This window comes from Bacillus sp. 05T22 (genome assembly GCF_056396765.1).
In genome coordinates this window covers 20,149-39,833 of record NZ_JBFTMC010000014.1, presented here as the reverse complement: position 1 = coordinate 39,833, position 19,685 = coordinate 20,149, and the positions used below count along the sequence as shown (strand labels likewise).

Annotated in this window: 21 protein-coding genes and 1 other annotated feature (1 of these 22 running past the window's edge); all 21 genes read left to right on the top strand. The window is 40.8% G+C overall.

What is annotated here, in order from left to right; genetic code table 11:
• Nucleotides 1–95 (top strand) — a sequence feature (ribosomal protein L10 leader region) (it extends 49 nt beyond the left edge of the window).
• A 40-nt stretch (nucleotides 96–135) separates the two neighbouring features.
• The 21 genes from rplJ (at nucleotide 136) to rpsQ (ending at nucleotide 19,647) form a co-directional block, all read left to right on the top strand.
• Nucleotides 136–636, top strand: a complete 501-nt coding sequence (rplJ, locus tag AC1DIT_RS07415; protein ID WP_016116945.1) for a 50S ribosomal protein L10 — start codon at nucleotides 136–138, stop codon at nucleotides 634–636.
• A gap of 66 nt (nucleotides 637–702) precedes the next feature.
• Nucleotides 703–1,062, top strand: a complete 360-nt coding sequence (gene rplL / locus AC1DIT_RS07410) for a 50S ribosomal protein L7/L12 (RefSeq protein WP_003194333.1) — start codon at nucleotides 703–705, stop codon at nucleotides 1,060–1,062.
• 75 nt (nucleotides 1,063–1,137) lie between these two features.
• Nucleotides 1,138–1,737: a class I SAM-dependent methyltransferase gene (locus AC1DIT_RS07405; RefSeq protein ID WP_016116946.1), complete on the top strand. Its 600-nt coding sequence runs from the start codon at nucleotides 1,138–1,140 to the stop codon at nucleotides 1,735–1,737.
• 290 nt (nucleotides 1,738–2,027) lie between these two features.
• Nucleotides 2,028–5,558, top strand: coding sequence for a DNA-directed RNA polymerase subunit beta (gene rpoB, locus AC1DIT_RS07400; RefSeq protein WP_016116947.1), 3,531 nt, complete (start codon nucleotides 2,028–2,030; stop codon nucleotides 5,556–5,558).
• Between the two features lie 37 nt (nucleotides 5,559–5,595).
• Nucleotides 5,596–9,207 carry a DNA-directed RNA polymerase subunit beta' gene (gene rpoC / locus AC1DIT_RS07395; protein WP_016116948.1) on the top strand — a complete coding sequence of 1,204 codons (3,612 nt, stop codon included), beginning with the start codon at nucleotides 5,596–5,598 and terminating at the stop codon, nucleotides 9,205–9,207.
• Between the two features lie 113 nt (nucleotides 9,208–9,320).
• Nucleotides 9,321–9,569 (top strand): 50S ribosomal protein L7ae-like protein, encoded by a 249-nt coding sequence (locus tag AC1DIT_RS07390; protein ID WP_016116949.1) that lies wholly within the window; start codon nucleotides 9,321–9,323, stop codon nucleotides 9,567–9,569.
• 115 nt (nucleotides 9,570–9,684) lie between these two features.
• Nucleotides 9,685–10,107 (top strand): 30S ribosomal protein S12, encoded by a 423-nt coding sequence (rpsL, locus tag AC1DIT_RS07385; protein WP_001142341.1) that lies wholly within the window; start codon nucleotides 9,685–9,687, stop codon nucleotides 10,105–10,107.
• A 29-nt stretch (nucleotides 10,108–10,136) separates the two neighbouring features.
• Complete coding sequence (gene rpsG, locus AC1DIT_RS07380) at nucleotides 10,137–10,607, top strand: 30S ribosomal protein S7 (protein ID WP_003194344.1); 471 nt, start codon at nucleotides 10,137–10,139, stop codon at nucleotides 10,605–10,607.
• A gap of 208 nt (nucleotides 10,608–10,815) precedes the next feature.
• Nucleotides 10,816–12,894: an elongation factor G gene (gene fusA, locus AC1DIT_RS07375; RefSeq protein ID WP_016116950.1), complete on the top strand. Its 2,079-nt coding sequence runs from the start codon at nucleotides 10,816–10,818 to the stop codon at nucleotides 12,892–12,894.
• A gap of 117 nt (nucleotides 12,895–13,011) precedes the next feature.
• The gene (gene tuf, locus AC1DIT_RS07370) at nucleotides 13,012–14,202 is read left to right on the top strand and encodes an elongation factor Tu (RefSeq protein WP_003205504.1); all 1,191 of its coding nucleotides are present in this window, start codon (nucleotides 13,012–13,014) and stop codon (nucleotides 14,200–14,202) included.
• A 400-nt stretch (nucleotides 14,203–14,602) separates the two neighbouring features.
• Nucleotides 14,603–14,911: a 30S ribosomal protein S10 gene (gene rpsJ, locus AC1DIT_RS07365; RefSeq protein ID WP_001040596.1), complete on the top strand. Its 309-nt coding sequence runs from the start codon at nucleotides 14,603–14,605 to the stop codon at nucleotides 14,909–14,911.
• A 34-nt stretch (nucleotides 14,912–14,945) separates the two neighbouring features.
• A complete protein-coding gene (gene rplC, locus AC1DIT_RS07360) occupies nucleotides 14,946–15,578 on the top strand; it encodes a 50S ribosomal protein L3 (RefSeq protein WP_016116951.1) in 633 nt (210 codons plus the stop codon).
• 25 nt (nucleotides 15,579–15,603) lie between these two features.
• The gene (gene rplD / locus AC1DIT_RS07355) at nucleotides 15,604–16,227 is read left to right on the top strand and encodes a 50S ribosomal protein L4 (RefSeq protein WP_001127261.1); all 624 of its coding nucleotides are present in this window, start codon (nucleotides 15,604–15,606) and stop codon (nucleotides 16,225–16,227) included.
• The gene (gene rplW, locus AC1DIT_RS07350; RefSeq protein ID WP_016116952.1) at nucleotides 16,227–16,517 is read left to right on the top strand and encodes a 50S ribosomal protein L23; all 291 of its coding nucleotides are present in this window, start codon (nucleotides 16,227–16,229) and stop codon (nucleotides 16,515–16,517) included. Before rplD ends, rplW begins: the two co-directional genes overlap by 1 nt.
• A 28-nt stretch (nucleotides 16,518–16,545) precedes the next feature.
• On the top strand, nucleotides 16,546–17,376 hold the full coding sequence (gene rplB / locus AC1DIT_RS07345) for a 50S ribosomal protein L2 (RefSeq protein ID WP_003194355.1): 831 nt from the start codon (nucleotides 16,546–16,548) through the stop codon (nucleotides 17,374–17,376).
• A 60-nt stretch (nucleotides 17,377–17,436) separates the two neighbouring features.
• Entirely contained in the window at nucleotides 17,437–17,715 is a 279-nt protein-coding gene (gene rpsS / locus AC1DIT_RS07340; RefSeq protein ID WP_000124454.1) for a 30S ribosomal protein S19, read from the top strand.
• Nucleotides 17,716–17,732: 17 nt separating this feature from the next.
• The gene (gene rplV / locus AC1DIT_RS07335; RefSeq protein ID WP_003194358.1) at nucleotides 17,733–18,074 is read left to right on the top strand and encodes a 50S ribosomal protein L22; all 342 of its coding nucleotides are present in this window, start codon (nucleotides 17,733–17,735) and stop codon (nucleotides 18,072–18,074) included.
• Nucleotides 18,075–18,077: 3 nt separating this feature from the next.
• The gene (rpsC, locus tag AC1DIT_RS07330; RefSeq protein WP_000529958.1) at nucleotides 18,078–18,737 is read left to right on the top strand and encodes a 30S ribosomal protein S3; all 660 of its coding nucleotides are present in this window, start codon (nucleotides 18,078–18,080) and stop codon (nucleotides 18,735–18,737) included.
• A 1-nt stretch (nucleotide 18,738) separates the two neighbouring features.
• Nucleotides 18,739–19,173: a 50S ribosomal protein L16 gene (rplP, locus tag AC1DIT_RS07325; protein ID WP_016116953.1), complete on the top strand. Its 435-nt coding sequence runs from the start codon at nucleotides 18,739–18,741 to the stop codon at nucleotides 19,171–19,173.
• Nucleotides 19,163–19,363 (top strand): 50S ribosomal protein L29, encoded by a 201-nt coding sequence (gene rpmC, locus AC1DIT_RS07320; protein WP_000855718.1) that lies wholly within the window; start codon nucleotides 19,163–19,165, stop codon nucleotides 19,361–19,363. Before rplP ends, rpmC begins: the two co-directional genes overlap by 11 nt.
• 20 nt (nucleotides 19,364–19,383) lie before the next feature.
• On the top strand, nucleotides 19,384–19,647 hold the full coding sequence (rpsQ, locus tag AC1DIT_RS07315; protein ID WP_016116954.1) for a 30S ribosomal protein S17: 264 nt from the start codon (nucleotides 19,384–19,386) through the stop codon (nucleotides 19,645–19,647).
• Nucleotides 19,648–19,685: the final 38 nt, after the last annotated feature.

The window sequence follows — 19,685 nt, the reverse complement described above, 5'->3', positions numbered from 1 at the left end:
TTCCTACCTAGGTGTTAATATACGAAGCGGAATTTTTTTCTGTGACTATATGCCTCCATGTCTACAACTGGGCATGGAGGTTTTTTAGTGCACTTTCGGTACATCTTCTATATAATCTACAGGAGGTGTAATAACATGAGCAAAGCAATCGAAACTAAACAACAAGTTGTAACTGAAATCGCTGATAAACTTCGCGAAAGTAAATCTACAATCGTTGTTGACTACCGTGGTTTAACAGTATCTGAAGCAACTGAATTACGTAAAAACTTACGTGAGGCTGGCGTTGAGTTCAAAGTTTACAAAAACTCTTTAACTCGCCGTGCTGCAGAATCTGTTGAAATGGCTGAGTTAAACGAATTCTTAACAGGACCAAACGCAATCGCGTTCAGTAACGAGGATGTAATTGCTCCTGCGAAAGTTTTAAACGACTTCGCTAAAGATCATGAAGCTTTAGAAATTAAAGCGGGCGTAATCGAAGGTAAACTTGTATCACTTGATGAGGTTAAAGCTATCGCTACTCTTCCATCACGTGAAGGCTTACTTTCTATGCTTCTTAGCGTTCTTCAAGCTCCAATGCGTGGTCTTGCAATCGCTACTAAAGCAGTTGCAGATCAAAAAGAAGAGCAAGGCGCTTAATTTTCAAAAGATAATTACGTGTTATCGATAAAACAATAAGAACCTAATTAAGGGAGGATATTTACAATGACTAAAGAACAAATCATTGAAGCAGTTAAATCTATGACTGTATTAGAACTTAACGACTTAGTAAAAGCTATCGAGGAAGAATTCGGCGTAACTGCTGCTGCTCCTGTAGCTGTAGCTGGTGGCGCTGGTGAAGCTGCTGCTGAGCAAACTGAATTTGATGTTGTACTTGCTAGCGCAGGCGCACAAAAAATCAAAGTTATCAAAGTTGTTCGTGAAATCACTGGTCTTGGCTTAAAAGAAGCTAAAGAAGTAGTTGACAACACTCCAAAAGCAGTTAAAGAAGGCGCTTCTAAAGAAGAAGCTGAAGAAATCAAAGCTAAACTTGAAGAAGTTGGCGCTTCTGTAGAAGTTAAGTAATTAACTTTTGAAGCTATAAAAAAGCTCGCTCTTATGCGGGCTTTTTTTTTAACTGTAAAGAAAAGAGGTGGCCATATGGCAGACCATTATTTTTCTAATGATCCTTCGAGCAAAAGTGATCGTAAACGATGGGAATATGCATTGCGAGGATCCCACTTTGCTTTTTTATCTGATCATGGGGTGTTTTCGAAAAACGAGGTGGACTTTGGTTCTCGCCTTTTAATTGAAGCGTTTCAAATGCCGGATATTAAAGGTGACGTATTAGACGTGGGATGTGGATACGGTCCAATCGGTTTGTCGTTAGCAAAAGAGTTTCAAGAGCGTAGTGTTCACATGGTGGATGTGAACGAAAGGGCACTTGGACTTGCAAAAGAAAATGCTGCTAATAACAAAATTGAAAACGTTCGTATTTTTCAAAGTAGTGTCTATGAAAATGTAGATGGCAAGTATGCTGCTATTCTATCTAATCCTCCAATTCGTGCTGGTAAGCATATCGTGCATGAGATTTTAGAAAAAGCTGCCCTTCATCTAGTGTCGGGTGGAGAGCTTTGGATTGTTATTCAAAAGAAACAAGGTGCACCATCTGCGCTTAAAAAACTAGAGGAAACATTTTCTGAAGTTGAAGTTGTAGAAAAGAAAAAAGGATATTATATCATAAAATCAAAAAAACGTTGACGGTTATTTTTGGCTATGTTAACATTATACAATGCCAATATATGATTTTCTGCGTTGAGAACGATGTATATTTTTGCTTCTCTTGGAAAAGATAGTAAAATCAGCAGATGATGAAACAGAATGATGGTTTTCTTATAGAAGCCATTTTTCTTTTTTGAGCAGGTAGAAAGACTCAGCGTATCTATCTTTGAGAGAAAAAGCTGCGCTACTGGCGTTAGCTGTATTTATTTGTGATTTTGCACAAATTTTTTTGTGCATTTATAATACTCATGATTTGAGGGGTGAAGCAGTTGACAGGTCAACTAGTTCAATACGGACGCCACCGCCAACGAAGAAGTTATGCCCGTATTAGTGAAGTATTAGAGTTACCAAATCTTATCGAAATTCAAACCTCTTCTTATCAGTGGTTTCTTGATGAGGGTTTGCGAGAAATGTTCCAAGACATTTCTCCGATTGAAGACTTTACGGGAAATCTATCGCTTGAATTTATCGACTACAGCTTAGGTGAACCTAAATACTCTGTAGAAGAATGTAAAGAGCGTGATGTGACGTATGCAGCACCACTTCGTGTGAAAGTTCGTCTAATCAATAAGGAAACTGGTGAAGTAAAAGAACAGGATGTGTTCATGGGAGATTTCCCACTCATGACAGAGACAGGAACATTCGTAATTAACGGTGCAGAACGTGTTATCGTTTCCCAGTTAGTTCGCTCTCCAAGCGTATACTATAGTGGCAAAGTGGATAAAAACGGAAAACGTGGTTTTACTGCTACTGTAATTCCAAACCGCGGAGCTTGGTTAGAGTATGAAACAGATGCTAAGGATGTTGTATATGTGCGTATCGACCGTACGCGTAAACTTCCTGTAACTGTTTTGTTACGCGCATTAGGGTTTGGCTCTGATCAAGAAATCACCGAGCTTTTAGGTGATAACGAATACTTAAGCAATACGCTAGAAAAAGACAACACAGATAGCACAGAAAAAGCATTGCTTGAAATTTATGAGCGTCTACGCCCAGGTGAACCACCAACAGTAGAAAATGCGAAAAGCTTGCTTGTTTCTCGCTTCTTTGATCCGAAGCGCTACGATTTAGCAAATGTAGGTCGTTACAAGATCAACAAAAAGCTACACATTAAAAACAGATTGTTTAACCAACGCTTAGCTGAAACATTAGTAGATCCAGAAACTGGAGAAATTTTAGCGGCAGAAGGAACAGTCTTAGACCGTCGTACACTAGATCGCATTTTACCTTACTTAGAGAAAAACATTGGATTCAAGACAGCGAAACCAATGGGTGGAGTGGTAGAAGGCGATGTTGAGCTGCAATCGATTAAGATTTATGCTCCAGAGTCAGACGGTGAACGTTCTATCAATGTAATTGGGAATGCAAATATCACTCGTGACGTAAAACACATCACACCAGGTGATATCCTTGCTTCTATTAGCTACTTCTTTAACTTACTATACAAAGTAGGGGATACAGATGATATTGACCATTTAGGAAACCGTCGTCTTCGTTCTGTAGGGGAGTTATTACAAAACCAATTCCGTATCGGTCTTTCTCGTATGGAACGTGTTGTTCGTGAGAGAATGTCGATCCAAGATACAAATGCAATTACACCGCAAGCGTTAATTAACATTCGTCCGGTTATTGCATCTATTAAAGAGTTCTTCGGAAGTTCTCAGTTATCTCAGTTCATGGACCAAACAAACCCATTAGCAGAGTTAACACACAAACGAAGACTATCTGCATTAGGACCTGGTGGTTTAACGCGTGAGCGTGCAGGCTTTGAAGTACGTGACGTTCACTACTCTCACTATGGTCGTATGTGTCCAATCGAAACGCCAGAGGGACCAAACATCGGTTTGATCAACTCATTATCTTCATTCGCGAAAGTAAATGAGTTTGGTTTCATTGAAACACCATACCGTCGTGTTGATCCAGAAACTGGACGTGTAACGGGCCATGTTGATTACTTAACAGCAGATGAAGAAGATAACTATGTTGTAGCCCAAGCGAACATGAAATTATCTGAAGAAGGAGAATTCCTTGATGAAGATATCGTAGCTCGTTTCCGTGGTGAAAACATTGTCACAAATAAAGAACGTATCGATTACATGGATGTATCTCCAAAACAAGTAGTGTCCGCAGCGACAGCTTGTATTCCGTTCTTAGAAAACGATGACTCCAACCGTGCACTTATGGGTGCGAACATGCAACGTCAGGCGGTTCCGTTAATGAATCCGGAATCTCCGATTGTAGGTACAGGTATGGAGTACGTATCAGCAAAAGACTCAGGGGCTGCAGTAATCTGTAAACATCCTGGTACTGTTGAGCGCGTAGAAGCACGTGAAGTTTGGGTACGTCGCTATGTAGAAGTTGACGGTCAAAAAGTAAAAGGCGATTTAGATCGCTACAAAATGTTGAAATTCATTCGTTCTAACCAAGGAACTTGTTACAATCAACGTCCAATTGTAAGTGTTGGAGATCAAGTTGTAAAAGGTGAAATCCTTGCGGATGGTCCTTCTATGGAACTAGGTGAACTAGCACTTGGACGTAACGTGCTTGTTGGCTTTATGACATGGGATGGTTATAACTACGAGGATGCAATCATCATGAGTGAGCGCCTTGTAAAAGATGATGTGTACACTTCTATCCATATTGAAGAATATGAATCAGAAGCCCGTGATACGAAGCTTGGACCAGAAGAAATTACACGTGATATCCCGAATGTTGGGGAAGATGCACTTCGTAATCTTGACGAGCGCGGTATTATTCGCGTCGGTGCTGAAGTAAAAGACGGAGATCTACTTGTTGGTAAAGTAACGCCAAAAGGTGTAACAGAATTAACAGCAGAAGAACGTCTATTACATGCAATCTTCGGTGAAAAAGCGCGTGAAGTACGTGATACATCACTACGTGTACCACATGGTGGTGGCGGTATTATCTTAGACGTAAAAGTATTCAACCGTGAAGATGGCGATGAATTGCCACCAGGTGTGAACCAACTTGTACGTGCATATATCGTTCAAAAACGTAAAATTTCTGAAGGTGACAAGATGGCCGGTCGTCATGGTAACAAAGGTGTTATCTCTCGTATTTTACCGGAAGAAGATATGCCTTACTTACCAGATGGCACGCCAATCGATATCATGTTGAACCCATTAGGGGTACCATCTCGTATGAATATCGGTCAGGTATTAGAGCTTCATCTTGGTATGGCAGCAAGATACCTTGGCATCCATATTGCAACGCCWGTATTCGATGGTGCTCGTGAGGAAGACGTATGGGGTACAATCGAAGAAGCTGGTATGGCAAATGATGCGAAAACAATCCTTTATGATGGACGTACTGGTGAACCATTCGACAATCGCGTATCTGTTGGTGTCATGTACATGATCAAACTTGCGCACATGGTTGACGATAAACTTCATGCTCGTTCTACTGGACCATACTCACTTGTAACGCAGCAACCTCTTGGAGGTAAAGCTCAGTTCGGTGGACAGCGTTTCGGTGAGATGGAGGTTTGGGCACTTGAAGCTTACGGTGCTGCTTATACTCTTCAAGAAATCTTAACAGTGAAGTCTGATGATGTTGTTGGACGTGTTAAGACGTACGAAGCAATTGTTAAAGGTGAAAATGTTCCAGAACCAGGCGTTCCAGAATCATTCAAAGTATTGATTAAAGAACTGCAAAGTTTAGGTATGGACGTTAAAATGATGTCTAGCGACGATACAGAAATTGAGATGCGTGATACGGAAGATGATGATCATCAATCAGCAGACAAATTGAATATCGAAGTTGAGACAACTAAGGAATAATCGGGATAACCTGTAGACTAAAAGGGAGGTAGGCCCCTTGATAGATGTAAATAACTTTGAATATATGAAGATTGGACTTGCTTCACCTGACAAGATTCGTTCTTGGTCATACGGTGAAGTTAAGAAACCAGAAACGATTAACTATCGTACGTTAAAGCCTGAAAAAGATGGCTTGTTCTGTGAGCGTATTTTCGGACCACAAAAGGACTGGGAATGTCATTGCGGAAAATATAAACGTGTACGTTATAAAGGTGTAGTTTGTGATCGATGTGGCGTTGAAGTAACGCGTGCAAAAGTTCGTCGTGAACGTATGGGCCATATCGAATTAGCTGCTCCTGTATCTCATATTTGGTATTTCAAAGGTATCCCGAGCCGCATGGGACTTGTCTTAGACATGTCCCCTCGCGCGCTTGAAGAAGTAATTTATTTCGCTTCTTATGTTGTAACAGAAAGTGGAGATACACCACTTGATAAGAAGCAATTACTTTCTGAAAAAGAATACCGTGCATATCGTGATCGATATGGCAGCACATTCCAAGCTGCTATGGGTGCAGAAGCAATTAAGAAGCTATTACAAGACATCGATTTAGATAAAGAAGTAGACTTCTTAAAAGAAGAATTAAAAACAGCACAAGGACAACGCCGTACTCGTGCTATTAAACGTCTAGAAGTATTAGAAGCATTCCGTAACTCTGGAAATCACCCATCTTGGATGATCTTAGATGTTCTTCCAGTTATCCCGCCAGAACTACGCCCAATGGTACAGTTAGATGGTGGACGTTTTGCTACTTCTGACTTAAACGACTTATACCGTCGTGTAATTAACCGTAATAATCGTTTAAAACGTCTATTGGACTTAGGTGCACCAAGCATCATCGTTCAAAACGAAAAACGTATGTTACAAGAAGCTGTAGACGCACTAATCGATAATGGTCGTCGTGGCCGTCCAGTTACTGGACCAGGTAACCGTCCATTRAAATCACTATCTCACATGCTTAAAGGTAAACAAGGACGTTTCCGTCAAAACTTATTAGGTAAACGTGTTGACTACTCTGGTCGTTCTGTAATCGTTGTAGGACCGAACTTAAAGATGTATCAATGTGGATTACCGAAAGAGATGGCGCTTGAATTGTTCAAACCTTTCGTTATGAAAGAGTTAGTTGGAAAAGGATTAGCGCACAACATTAAGAGTGCGAAACGTAAAATCGAGCGTGTACAACCTGAAGTTTGGGATGTTTTAGAATCTGTGATTAAAGAGCATCCAGTACTTCTAAATCGTGCGCCAACGCTTCACCGTCTTGGTATCCAGGCGTTTGAACCTACATTAGTAGAAGGTCGCGCAATCCGTCTTCATCCACTTGTATGTACTGCATACAACGCTGACTTTGACGGTGACCAAATGGCGGTTCACGTTCCGTTATCATCAGAAGCTCAAGCGGAAGCTCGTCTTCTTATGTTAGCAGCACAAAACATCTTGAATCCAAAAGACGGAAAACCAGTTGTTACTCCATCTCAGGATATGGTATTAGGTAACTACTACTTAACACTTGAGCGCGAAGGTGCAATTGGTGAAGGTATGGTGTTCAAAGATGCAAACGAAGCATTGCTTGCATATCAAAATGGATATGTACATCTGCACACACGTGTTGCAGTTGCTGCAAGTTCAGTAAACAACGAAACATTTACTGAAGAGCAAAAGAGCAAACTTCTACTAACAACAGTTGGTAAATTAATGTTTAACGAAATCTTACCGAAGTCGTTCCCTTATATTAACGAACCGACAAATTCAAACCTTGAAAAAGAAACACCAGCGAAGTATTTCGTTGAAAAAGGTGCGAACATTAAAGAGATTATTGCTAGTCGTGAAGAAGTGGCGCCATTTAGCAAGAAAATCCTTGGAAATATCATTGCGGAAGTATTTAAACGTTTCCAAATTACGGAAACATCTCGTATGCTTGATCGCATGAAAAACTTAGGATTTAAATATTCTACAAAAGCTGGTATTACAGTTGGGGTAGCAGATATTCTTGTATTAGGTGAAAAAGATGAAATTCTCCACGAAGCACAAGCAAAAGTAGATAATGTAATTAAACAATTCCGTCGCGGTTTAATCACGGAAGAAGAACGTTACGATCGTGTTATCTCTATTTGGAGTAATGCGAAAGATGTTATCCAAGGAAAACTGATGAAATCCTTGAATAAGCGCAATCCAATCTTCATGATGAGTGATTCTGGTGCCCGTGGTAACGCATCGAACTTTACTCAGCTTGCTGGTATGCGTGGTTTGATGGCAAACCCATCTGGTCGTATCATTGAACTTCCAATCAAATCAAGTTTCCGTGAAGGTTTAACAGTACTTGAGTACTTCATCTCTACGCATGGTGCGCGTAAAGGTCTTGCCGATACAGCACTTAAAACTGCCGATTCTGGTTACTTAACACGTCGTCTTGTAGACGTTGCACAAGATGTAATTGTCCGTGAAGATGATTGTGGAACAGATCGTGGTTTACTAATTGGTGCGATTAAAGAGGGTAATGAAGTTATTGAGTCATTATATGATCGTCTTGTTGGACGTTTTGCAAGAAAAACTGTAAAACATCCTGAAACAGGTGAAGTATTAGTTGGTGAAAACCAATTAATTACTGAAGATATCGCTCATATCGTTGAAAGTTCGGGTGTTGAAACTGTAAACATTCGTTCAGCGTTTACATGTAATACTCGCCATGGTGTATGTAAGAAGTGTTACGGTCGTAACTTAGCAACTGGTACAGATGTAGAAGTAGGAGAGGCGGTAGGTATTATCGCAGCTCAATCTATCGGTGAGCCAGGTACACAGTTAACGATGCGTACGTTCCATACAGGTGGGGTTGCCGGAGATGATATCACACAAGGTTTACCTCGTATCCAAGAGATCTTCGAAGCTCGTAATCCGAAAGGTCAGGCAGTTATTAGTGAAATTGACGGTGTTATCGCAGCGATCAACGATGTTAAAGATCGTCAAGAAGTAGTTGTACAGGGTGAAGTTGAAGCTCGTACGTATGCTATTCCTTACGGTGCTCGTCTGAAAGTAACTCCAGGACAGCCTATCAGTCACGGAAAAGAGTTAACAGAAGGTTCTATTGATCCGAAAGAATTATTAAAAGTAACTGATATTACAGCAGTTCAAGAATACTTACTACGTGAAGTTCAAAAAGTATACCGTATGCAAGGGGTAGAAATTGGTGATAAGCACGTAGAAGTAATGGTTCGCCAAATGCTTCGTAAAGTTCGCGTAAGCGATGCTGGTGAAACAGATGTATTACCAGGAACGTTACTAGACATCCATCAGTTCACTGATGCGAATGCGAAGGTGTTACTATTAGGTAAACAACCAGCAACAGCTAGACCAGTTCTTCTTGGTATTACAAAAGCTTCACTAGAAACAGATTCATTCTTATCTGCAGCATCGTTCCAAGAAACAACTCGTGTTCTGACAGATGCAGCAATTAAAGGAAAACGTGATGAACTTCTAGGATTGAAAGAGAATGTTATTATCGGTAAACTTGTTCCTGCTGGAACAGGTATGAATCGTTATCGCAAAGTGGATCTTGTGAAAACAACACAAGATGACATGAATGTAGAAAACGATGAAGTTTATGTGGAACAGTAAAATTTTCCGTCGTAAATTTTGTACAAAAACAGATAATCCTAGTTGACATTATATGAGTCAAAATGTTACTATAAGCAAGGTTGCTCCTGAACGATGCTTTGGAGGATATGTATATGTCTTATCAAAAAGTGTCAACTGCTGAAAATGTAGTCGTTGGTCATAAACGAACATTGGAAGCAATCAAAAATGGTACAGTTAAAGAAGTTGTCATTGCAGAAGATGCTGACATGCGGTTAACCCATGTTATTACTCGTACTGCATTGCAATATAACGTACCCATAACCAAAGTTGAATCAATTCGTAAACTTGGAAAAGTTTCGGGGATTCAAGTGGGAGCTTCAGCAATAGGAATAATAAGTTAAAACTGTTTTTGTGAGGAGAGAGCATTTGCTCTTCCTTGCAAAAACTTTGTTTTCAACTAATAATGAACCACCTGGATATGTGGTCATACAAACATGCGAAGGGAGGATAAATCAAATGCCTACTATTAACCAATTAGTGAGAAATGGTCGTACTGATAAAGTATGGAAATCTAAATCACCTGCGTTAAACAAAGGTTTCAACTCTTTAAAGAAAAAATCAACTGATATCTCTGCACCTCAAAAACGTGGTGTGTGTACTCGTGTTGGTACAATGACTCCGAAGAAACCAAACTCAGCGTTACGTAAATACGCTCGTGTACGTTTAACAAATGGTATCGAGGTTACAGCTTACATCCCAGGTATCGGTCATAACCTACAAGAGCATAGCGTAGTATTAATTCGCGGTGGTCGTGTAAAAGATTTACCAGGGGTACGTTACCACATCGTTCGTGGTGCGCTTGATACAGCTGGTGTTGACAAACGTATGCAAGGACGTTCTAAATATGGTACTAAGCGACCAAAACCTGCTAAGAAATAATAAACTTACAATGAAAGGAGGAACTCAATATGCCTCGTAAAGGACCTGTTGCGAAACGTGACGTGTTACCAGATCCAATGTACAATTCTAAACTTGTAACACGCCTAATCAACAAAATGATGGTTGACGGTAAAAAAGGTAAATCTCAAACAATTCTTTATAACGCGTTCGATATCGTTCGTGAACGTGCTGGTAAAGAGCCAATGGAAGTATTCGAGCAAGCTCTTAAGAACATCATGCCTGTTCTTGAAGTACGCGCTCGTCGTGTTGGTGGTGCTAACTACCAAGTTCCAGTTGAGGTTCGTCCAGAACGCCGTACAACTTTAGGTCTTCGCTGGTTAGTAAACTATGCTCGTCTTCGTGGTGAAAAAACTATGGAAGAGCGTCTAGCTTACGAAATCTTAGATGCAGCTAACAACGCTGGTGCATCTGTTAAGAAACGTGAAGACACTCATAAAATGGCAGAAGCTAACAAAGCATTTGCTCATTACCGTTGGTAGGATTCAACGTAAAATAAATGTAAGCATAAACCGCTTTATTTGTCGCTTATGGAAGTGTGGAGAGGGAGGATGCCTCTCCCTTTCAATGAGCGCTCATTTTACATAATGAGGGTACTGGACATACTGACATAAGTAACAAAATAAAGTGGCTTTTTTGCTACTTAAAATAAAATAATCCAATCCATATATGGAAGGAGCAAGACACCAAATGGGAAGAGAGTTCTCTTTAGAAAACACTCGTAATATTGGTATCATGGCTCACATCGATGCTGGTAAAACAACAGCAACTGAGCGTATCCTGTACTACACAGGACGTATTCATAAAATCGGTGAAACTCACGAAGGTGCATCTCAGATGGACTGGATGGAGCAAGAGCAAGAGCGTGGTATCACAATCACTTCTGCTGCAACTACAGCTCAATGGAAAGGTCATCGTGTAAACATCATTGACACTCCAGGACACGTAGACTTCACAGTAGAAGTAGAACGTTCTTTACGCGTACTTGATGGCGCAGTAGCAGTTCTTGATGCACAATCTGGTGTAGAACCACAAACAGAAACTGTTTGGCGTCAGGCTACTACTTATGGTGTACCTCGTATCGTATTCGTTAACAAAATGGATAAGATCGGTGCAGATTTCTTATACTCTGTAGGTACAATCCATGACCGTTTACAAGCAAACGCACATCCAATTCAGTTACCAATCGGTGCTGAAGACGAGTTCAATGGTATCATTGACCTTGTTGAAGAGTGTGCTTATATGTACGGTAACGATTTAGGAACAGATATTCAACGTATCGAAATTCCTGAAGAGCATAAAGAGCTAGCTGAAGAATACCGTGGAAAATTAATCGAAGCGGTAGCTGAGCTTGATGAAGAAATGATGATGAAGTACCTAGAAGGTGAAGAAATTACTGTAGAAGAGCTTAAAGCTGGTATCCGTAAGGCTACAATTTCTGTTGAATTCTTCCCAGTAATCTGTGGTTCTGCATTCAAAAACAAAGGTGTTCAAATTCTGTTAGACGCAGTTATTGACTACTTACCATCTCCACTAGATGTACCTGCTATTAAAGGTATTCTTCCGGATACAGATGAAGAAGTAGAACGTAAGTCTAGCGATGAAGAACCATTCGCAGCTCTAGCGTTCAAAATCATGACTGACCCTTATGTTGGTAAATTAACGTTCTTCCGTGTGTATTCTGGTGTGTTAAACTCTGGATCTTACGTGAAAAACTCAACTAAAGGTAAGCGTGAGCGTGTAGGACGTATCCTACAAATGCATGCTAACAGCCGTGAAGAGATTTCAACAGTTTATGCTGGTGATATCGCTGCTGCTGTCGGTTTAAAAGATACTACTACTGGTGATACTCTTTGTGAGGAGAAGAACCTTGTTATCCTTGAGTCTATGGAATTCCCAGAGCCAGTTATCTCTGTAGCTATCGAACCAAAATCTAAAGCTGACCAAGATAAAATGGGTACAGCATTATCTAAGCTTTCTGAAGAAGATCCAACATTCCGTGCTCACACTGACCAAGAAACTGGCCAAACAATCATCGCTGGTATGGGTGAACTTCACCTTGATATCATCGTTGACCGTATGCGCCGTGAATTCAAAGTGGAAGCAAACGTTGGTGCTCCTCAGGTAGCATACCGTGAGACTTTCCGCGCTGCTGCGAAAGTTGAAGGTAAGTTCGCTCGTCAGTCTGGTGGTCGTGGACAATTCGGTCACGTTTGGATTGAGTTTGAACCTAATGAAGAAGGTAAAGGATTCGAATTCCAAAACAAGATCGTCGGTGGTGTAGTTCCACGTGAATACATCCCAGCTGTTGGAGCGGGTCTTGAAGATTCACTTAAAAATGGTGTACTAGCTGGATATCCACTAGTTGACATTAAAGCTGCATTAGTTGACGGATCTTACCATGATGTTGACTCCTCTGAGATGGCGTTCAAAATCGCTGCATCTATGGCGCTTAAAGCTGCGGTTTCTAAATGTAGCCCAGTAATTCTTGAGCCAATGATGAAAGTTGAAGTTGTAATTCCTGAAGAGTACATGGGTGACATTATGGGTGACGTAACATCTCGTCGTGGACGCGTAGAAGGTATGGAAGCTCGCGGTAACGCACAAGTTGTTCGTGCTATGGTTCCACTTTCTGAAATGTTCGGTTATGCAACGGCATTACGTTCTAACACGCAAGGACGCGGAACATTCTCAATGACATTTGATCATTATGAAGAAGTACCAAAGTCTGTTTCAGAAGAAATTATCAAAAAAAATAAAGGTGAATAATTGATTTTTATCGATTGTTCAAGTATAACTACTTATGTAAGCTTAGAAAGTGAGGCTTATGTCGCGCTTTCTAGTCTAAATATAAAATAACCTATATAAACTAAGGAGGAATTTAGAATGGCTAAAGCTAAATTCGAACGTTCTAAACCCCATGTTAACATCGGTACAATCGGCCACGTTGACCATGGTAAAACTACATTAACTGCTGCGATCACTACAGTTCTTGCAAAAGCTGGTGGTGCTGAAGCACGCGGATACGATCAAATCGATGCTGCTCCAGAAGAAAGAGAGCGCGGTATCACAATCTCAACTGCACACGTTGAGTACGAAACTGAAACTCGTCACTATGCACACGTTGACTGCCCAGGACATGCTGACTATGTTAAAAACATGATCACTGGTGCTGCTCAAATGGACGGCGGTATTTTAGTGGTATCTGCTGCTGATGGCCCAATGCCTCAAACACGTGAGCACATCCTTCTTTCTCGTCAAGTAGGTGTTCCTTACATCGTTGTATTCTTAAACAAATGCGACATGGTAGACGACGAAGAATTATTAGAATTAGTAGAAATGGAAGTTCGCGACCTATTATCTGAATACGGATTCCCAGGCGACGATATTCCTGTAGTTAAAGGTTCTGCTCTTAAAGCTCTTCAAGGCGAAGCTGAGTGGGAAGAAAAAATCATTGAGTTAATGGCTGAAGTTGATGCTTACATCCCAACTCCAGAACGTGAAACTGACAAACCATTCTTAATGCCTATCGAGGATGTATTCTCTATCACAGGTCGTGGTACAGTTGCAACTGGTCGTGTAGAGCGCGGAGTAGTTAAAGTTGGTGACGTAGTAGAAATCATCGGTCTTGCTGAAGAGAACGCTTCTACAACTGTAACTGGTGTAGAAATGTTCCGTAAACTTCTTGACCAAGCTCAAGCTGGAGACAACATTGGTGCTCTACTTCGTGGGGTTGCTCGTGAAGACATCCAACGTGGACAAGTTCTTGCTAAAAGCGGTTCTGTAAAAGCTCACGCTAAATTCAAAGCTGAAGTTTTCGTATTATCTAAAGAAGAAGGTGGACGTCACACTCCATTCTTCGCTAACTACCGTCCGCAATTCTATTTCCGTACAACTGACGTAACTGGTATCATCCAATTACCAGAAGGTACTGAAATGGTAATGCCTGGTGACAACATCGAAATGACTATCGAACTTATCGCTCCAATCGCAATCGAAGAGGGAACTAAATTCTCTATTCGTGAAGGTGGACGTACAGTAGGTTACGGTGTAGTTGCTACAATCGTTGCTGAATAATCTTTAAATAGATTATTAAAAACTCAAGGGATTTTCCCTTGAGTTTTTTTATTGCTTATTTATATAGAAGAAAGAGGTGCGTTTTCTATTTTTGAATGAGTTTCTTCTACAGTATATAAAACGAAAACAACACCCAAAAACTGTAAGTTGAATAAGAGTAGATGAAAACTTGAAATTCTTTAAAGTGCCATGTATAATAGCAAAAGTAGAGAAAAGCAGATGCAAACAAAAAGATGCTTGCATCTAGACGAATAACATTGTATAATAGAAAATGTTGGTCTTTGACTGCGATGAAGTGGAAGGTTGCTGACACACCCGGCCGCTTTGCCATGGCATGGTGTGGGGAAATTTCCATGGAGAAGGTCTATTTTAGAAATAGGCGAACGAAGGAGGGAAAATAATGGCAAAAGAAAAAATTCGTATCCGTTTAAAAGCTTACGATCACCGTATTCTTGATCAGTCAGCTGAGAAAATTGTAGAAACAGCTAAGCGTTCTGGGGCAACAGTTTCTGGTCCGATCCCATTACCAACTGAAAAAACTGTTTACACAATTCTTCGTGCTGTCCATAAGTACAAAGATTCTCGTGAGCAATTCGAAATGCGCACGCACAAACGTCTAATCGACATCGTGAGTCCTACTCCTCAAACAGTAGATTCATTAATGCGTTTAGATTTACCATCTGGTGTAGATATCGAAATCAAACTATAATTCATATAACTTAAAAATGTAGGAGGTGTAACTCATGACCAAAGGAATCTTAGGAAGAAAGATCGGTATGACTCAAGTATTTGCTGAAAACGGTGAGTTAATCCCAGTAACAGTAATCGCTGCGAACCCAAACGTTGTTCTTCAAAAGAAAACAACAGAAACTGACGGCTATAATGCAATTCAGTTAGGATTCGAAGATAAACGTGAAAAGTTAACTAACAAACCTGAACAAGGCCACACTGCTAAAGCATCTACTACTCCTAAGCGCTTCATTCGCGAAATCCGCGATGCAGACGTGGACGGATTAGAGGTTGGTCAAGAGGTAAAAGTTGAAGTTTTCACTGCAGGTGAAATCGTTGACGTAACAGGAATTTCTAAAGGTAAAGGTTTCCAAGGTGTTATTAAACGCCACGGACAATCTCGCGGACCTATGTCTCATGGTTCTCGCTATCACCGTCGTCCTGGTTCAATGGGCCCAGTTGCTCCGAACCGTGTATTCAAAGGCAAAAAACTTGCTGGACGTATGGGTGGAGACCAAGTTACAATCCAAAACTTAGAAATCGTTCAAGTTGACGCTGAGCGCAACTTATTATTAGTAAAAGGTAACGTTCCAGGTGCTAAGAAATCTCTTGTAGTTGTTCAAGGCGCTGTGAAGGTTAGTAAATAATTCACAATAGGAAGGAGGAATTCCAATGCCAAAAGTTACTGTATATAACCAAACTGGTTCACAGGTTGGTGAAATCGAATTAGCTGAAGCTATTTTCGGTATCGAACCAAATGAAGCTGTACTTTTCGAAGCTGTAATGATGCAACGTGCGTCTTTACGTCAAGGTACACACAAAGTAAAAACTCGCTCTGAAGTGCGCGGTGGTGGTCGTAAACCATGGCGTCAAAAAGGAACTGGACGTGCTCGTCAAGGTTCTATCCGCTCTCCTCAATGGCGTGGTGGTGGTACGGTATTCGGACCTACACCAAGAAGCTATGCGTACAAACTTCCTAAGAAAGTTCGTCGTTTAGCGATCAAATCTGCACTAGCTACTAAAGTAGTTGAGAACAACATTGTAGTTCTTGAAGACCTAGTGTTAAATGCACCAAAAACAAAAGACATGGTAGCAGTACTTAAAGGATTAACTGTTGAAAAGAAAGCTCTTATCGTAACTGCTGATGCAAACGAATCTGTAGAGTTATCTGCTCGCAATATCCCTGGAGTAACAGTAATCACTGCTGATGGCGTAAACGTTTTAGACGTGCTTCATCATGATAAGCTAATCATGACAAAAGCGGCAGTGGAAAAAGTAGAGGAGGTGCTTGCATAATGAGAGATCCTCGTGATATCATTAAGCGCCCAGTTATCACTGAACGTTCTATGGAAATGATGGCTGAAAAAAAATACACGTTCGACGTGGACGTTAAATCTAATAAAACAGAAGTTAAAGACGCTATAGAAGCGATCTTTGGTGTTAATGTAGACAAAGTAAATATCATGAACTACAAGCCGAAAGCAAAACGCGTTGGTCGTCACGCTGGTTTTACTAACCGTCGTCGTAAAGCAATCGTTAAGCTAACTGCTGACAGCAAAGAAATCGAAATCTTCCAAGGTGTTTAATTCTTACTAAAGAAGGAGGGAAATTGAGATGGCAATTAAGAAGTATAAACCAACTACTAACGGTCGTCGTAATATGACAACGAATGATTTCGCTGAAATTACTACTGACAGACCTGAAAAATCTTTACTTGCGCCTTTAAGCAAAAAGGCTGGTCGTAATAACCAAGGTAAAATTACTGTACGTCACCAAGGTGGCGGACATAAGCGTCAATACCGTATCATCGACTTCAAACGTAATAAAGATGGAATTCCAGGACGCGTTGCTACGATCGAATACGATCCAAACCGCTCTGCGAATATCGCATTAATTAACTACGTTGACGGTGAAAAACGTTACATCCTTGCTCCTAAAAACTTAGAAGTAGGTATGGAAGTTATGTCTGGCGCTGAAGCTGACATTAAAATCGGTAACGCATTACCATTAATCAACATTCCAGTAGGTACTGTTGTTCATAACATCGAGCTTAAGCCTGGTCGTGGCGGACAATTAGTTCGTTCTGCTGGTACATCTGCTCAAGTACTTGGTAAAGAAGGAAAATACGTACTTGTACGTTTAACTTCTGGTGAAGTGCGTTTAGTATTATCTGCTTGTCGCGCTACAGTTGGTCAAGTAGGTAACGAACAACATGAACTTATCAAAATCGGTAAAGCAGGTCGCTCTCGCTGGTTAGGTAAGCGCCCAACAGTTCGTGGTTCTGTAATGAACCCAGTTGATCACCCACACGGTGGTGGTGAAGGACGCTCTCCAATCGGACGTAAGTCTCCAATGTCTCCATGGGGTAAACCAACTCTTGGATTCAAGACTCGTAAGAAAAATAAAGCGTCTGATAAATTTATCGTTCGTCGTCGTAAAAAATAATGGGATTGTAGTACGGTTCATTTCTAGAACCGTACGCCAATCACGAAGGGAGGCACCACAATGGCTCGTAGCTTAAAAAAAGGACCATTTGTCGATGATCACTTAATGAGCAAAATGGAAAAATTAGTTGCATCTGAGCAAAAACAAGTTGTTAAAACTTGGTCTCGCCGTTCAACAATCTTCCCTCAGTTCATCGGTCATACAATTGCTGTATATGATGGTCGTAAACACGTACCTGTGTACATCACTGAGGATATGGTTGGCCATAAGTTAGGTGAATTCGCACCAACTCGTACGTACAAAGGTCACCTTGCTGACGATAAGAAAACTAGAAGATAATGAGAGGAGGCACTTCAATGCAAGCTAAAGCAGTAGCGAGAACAGTTCGTATTGCTCCTCGTAAAGTTCGTTTAGTTGTAGACTTAATCCGAGGTAAGCAAGTGGGTGAAGCGATTGCTATCCTTAACCACACACCAAAAACTGCTTCTCCAGTTGTAGAGAAAGTTTTAAAATCTGCAATCGCAAATGCAGAGCACAATTACGAAATGGACATTAACAACCTAGTTGTTGAAACAGTTTTCGTTGACGAAGGTCCAACGTTGAAACGTTTCCGTCCACGTGCAATGGGTCGTGCAAGCCAAATTAACAAACGCACAAGCCACATCACAGTTGTGGTATCAGAAAAAAAGGAGGGATAATCGATGGGTCAGAAGGTTAATCCAATTGGTCTTCGTGTCGGTGTTATCCGTGACTGGGAATCTCGTTGGTTCGCTGAAAAAGATTACGCTACATTATTACATGAAGACATCAAAATCCGTGAGTACATTACTGTACGCTTAAAAGATTCTGCTGTTGCTAAAGTAGAAATCGAACGTGCAGCAAATCGTGTAAATGTTACAATTCACACTGCAAAACCTGGTATGGTAATTGGTAAAGGTGGTACAGAAGTTGAAGCACTTCGTAAAGCTCTTAACCAATTAACAGGCAAGCGTGTACACATCAACATCTTAGAAGTTAAGAGAGCTGATCTTAACGCTAAATTAGTAGGCGAAAACATCGCTCGTCAATTAGAAAACCGTGTATCTTTCCGTCGTGCACAGAAGCAAGTAATTCAACGTGCTATGCGTGCAGGAGCTAAAGGTATTAAAACACAGGTTTCTGGTCGTCTTGGCGGAGCTGATATCGCTCGTGCAGAATCTTACAGTGAAGGAACTGTTCCACTTCATACACTTCGCGCTGATATTGACTATGCAGCAGTTGAAGCTGATACAACATACGGTAAATTAGGCGTAAAAGTATGGATCTACCGTGGAGAAGTCCTTCCTACAAAAAAGAAAGCTTCTGAGGAAGGAGGAAAATAATATGTTAATGCCTAAACGCGTAAAATATCGTAGAGAGCATCGTGGTAAAATGCGTGGTCGTGCAAAAGGTGGAGCTGAAATTGCTTTCGGTGAATTCGGTTTACAAGCACAAGCCGCTTCATGGATTACAAACCGTCAAATCGAAGCTGCTCGTCGTGCAATGACTCGTTACATGAAACGTGGCGGTAAAGTATGGATTAAAATTTTCCCTTCTAAGCCTTACACTGCAAAACCTCTAGAAGTACGTATGGGTTCCGGTAAAGGGGCACCAGAAGGCTGGGTAGCAGTAGTAAAACCTGGGAAAATTATGTTCGAAATCGCGGGTGTATCTGAAGAGGTAGCACGCGAAGCCTTACGTCTTGCAGCTCACAAATTACCAGTGAAATGTAAATTCGTAAAACGTGAAGAAAATGGTGGTGAATCTAATGAAAACTAATGATATTCGTGAATTAACCACTGCCGAAATCGAAACAAAAGTTAAAGCTTTAAAGGAAGAGTTGTTTAATCTTCGCTTCCAACTTGCTACAGGACAATTAGAGAATCCAACTCGCATCCGTGAAGTGCGTAAAGCGATTGCTCGTATGAAAACTGTAGTTCGTGAAAGAGAGATCGGAATTAATCGATAAATTGAGGGGAGGTTTGCATAGTGAGCGAACGTAACCAACGCAAAGTTTATACTGGTCGTGTAGTGTCTGACAAAATGGACAAAACGATTACAGTTTTAGTTGAAACTTACAAAACTCATTCCTTGTACGGAAAACGTGTTAAGTATTCTAAAAAGTACAAAGCCCATGATGAGCAAAACCAAGCAAAAATTGGCGATATCGTAAAAATCATGGAAACTCGCCCGCTTTCTGCTACTAAGCGTTTCCGTTTAGTTGAAATCGTTGAAGAAGCGGTTATTATCTAAATAGACGAATCGGAATTTTTAGTCCGAAGGGAGGTTTC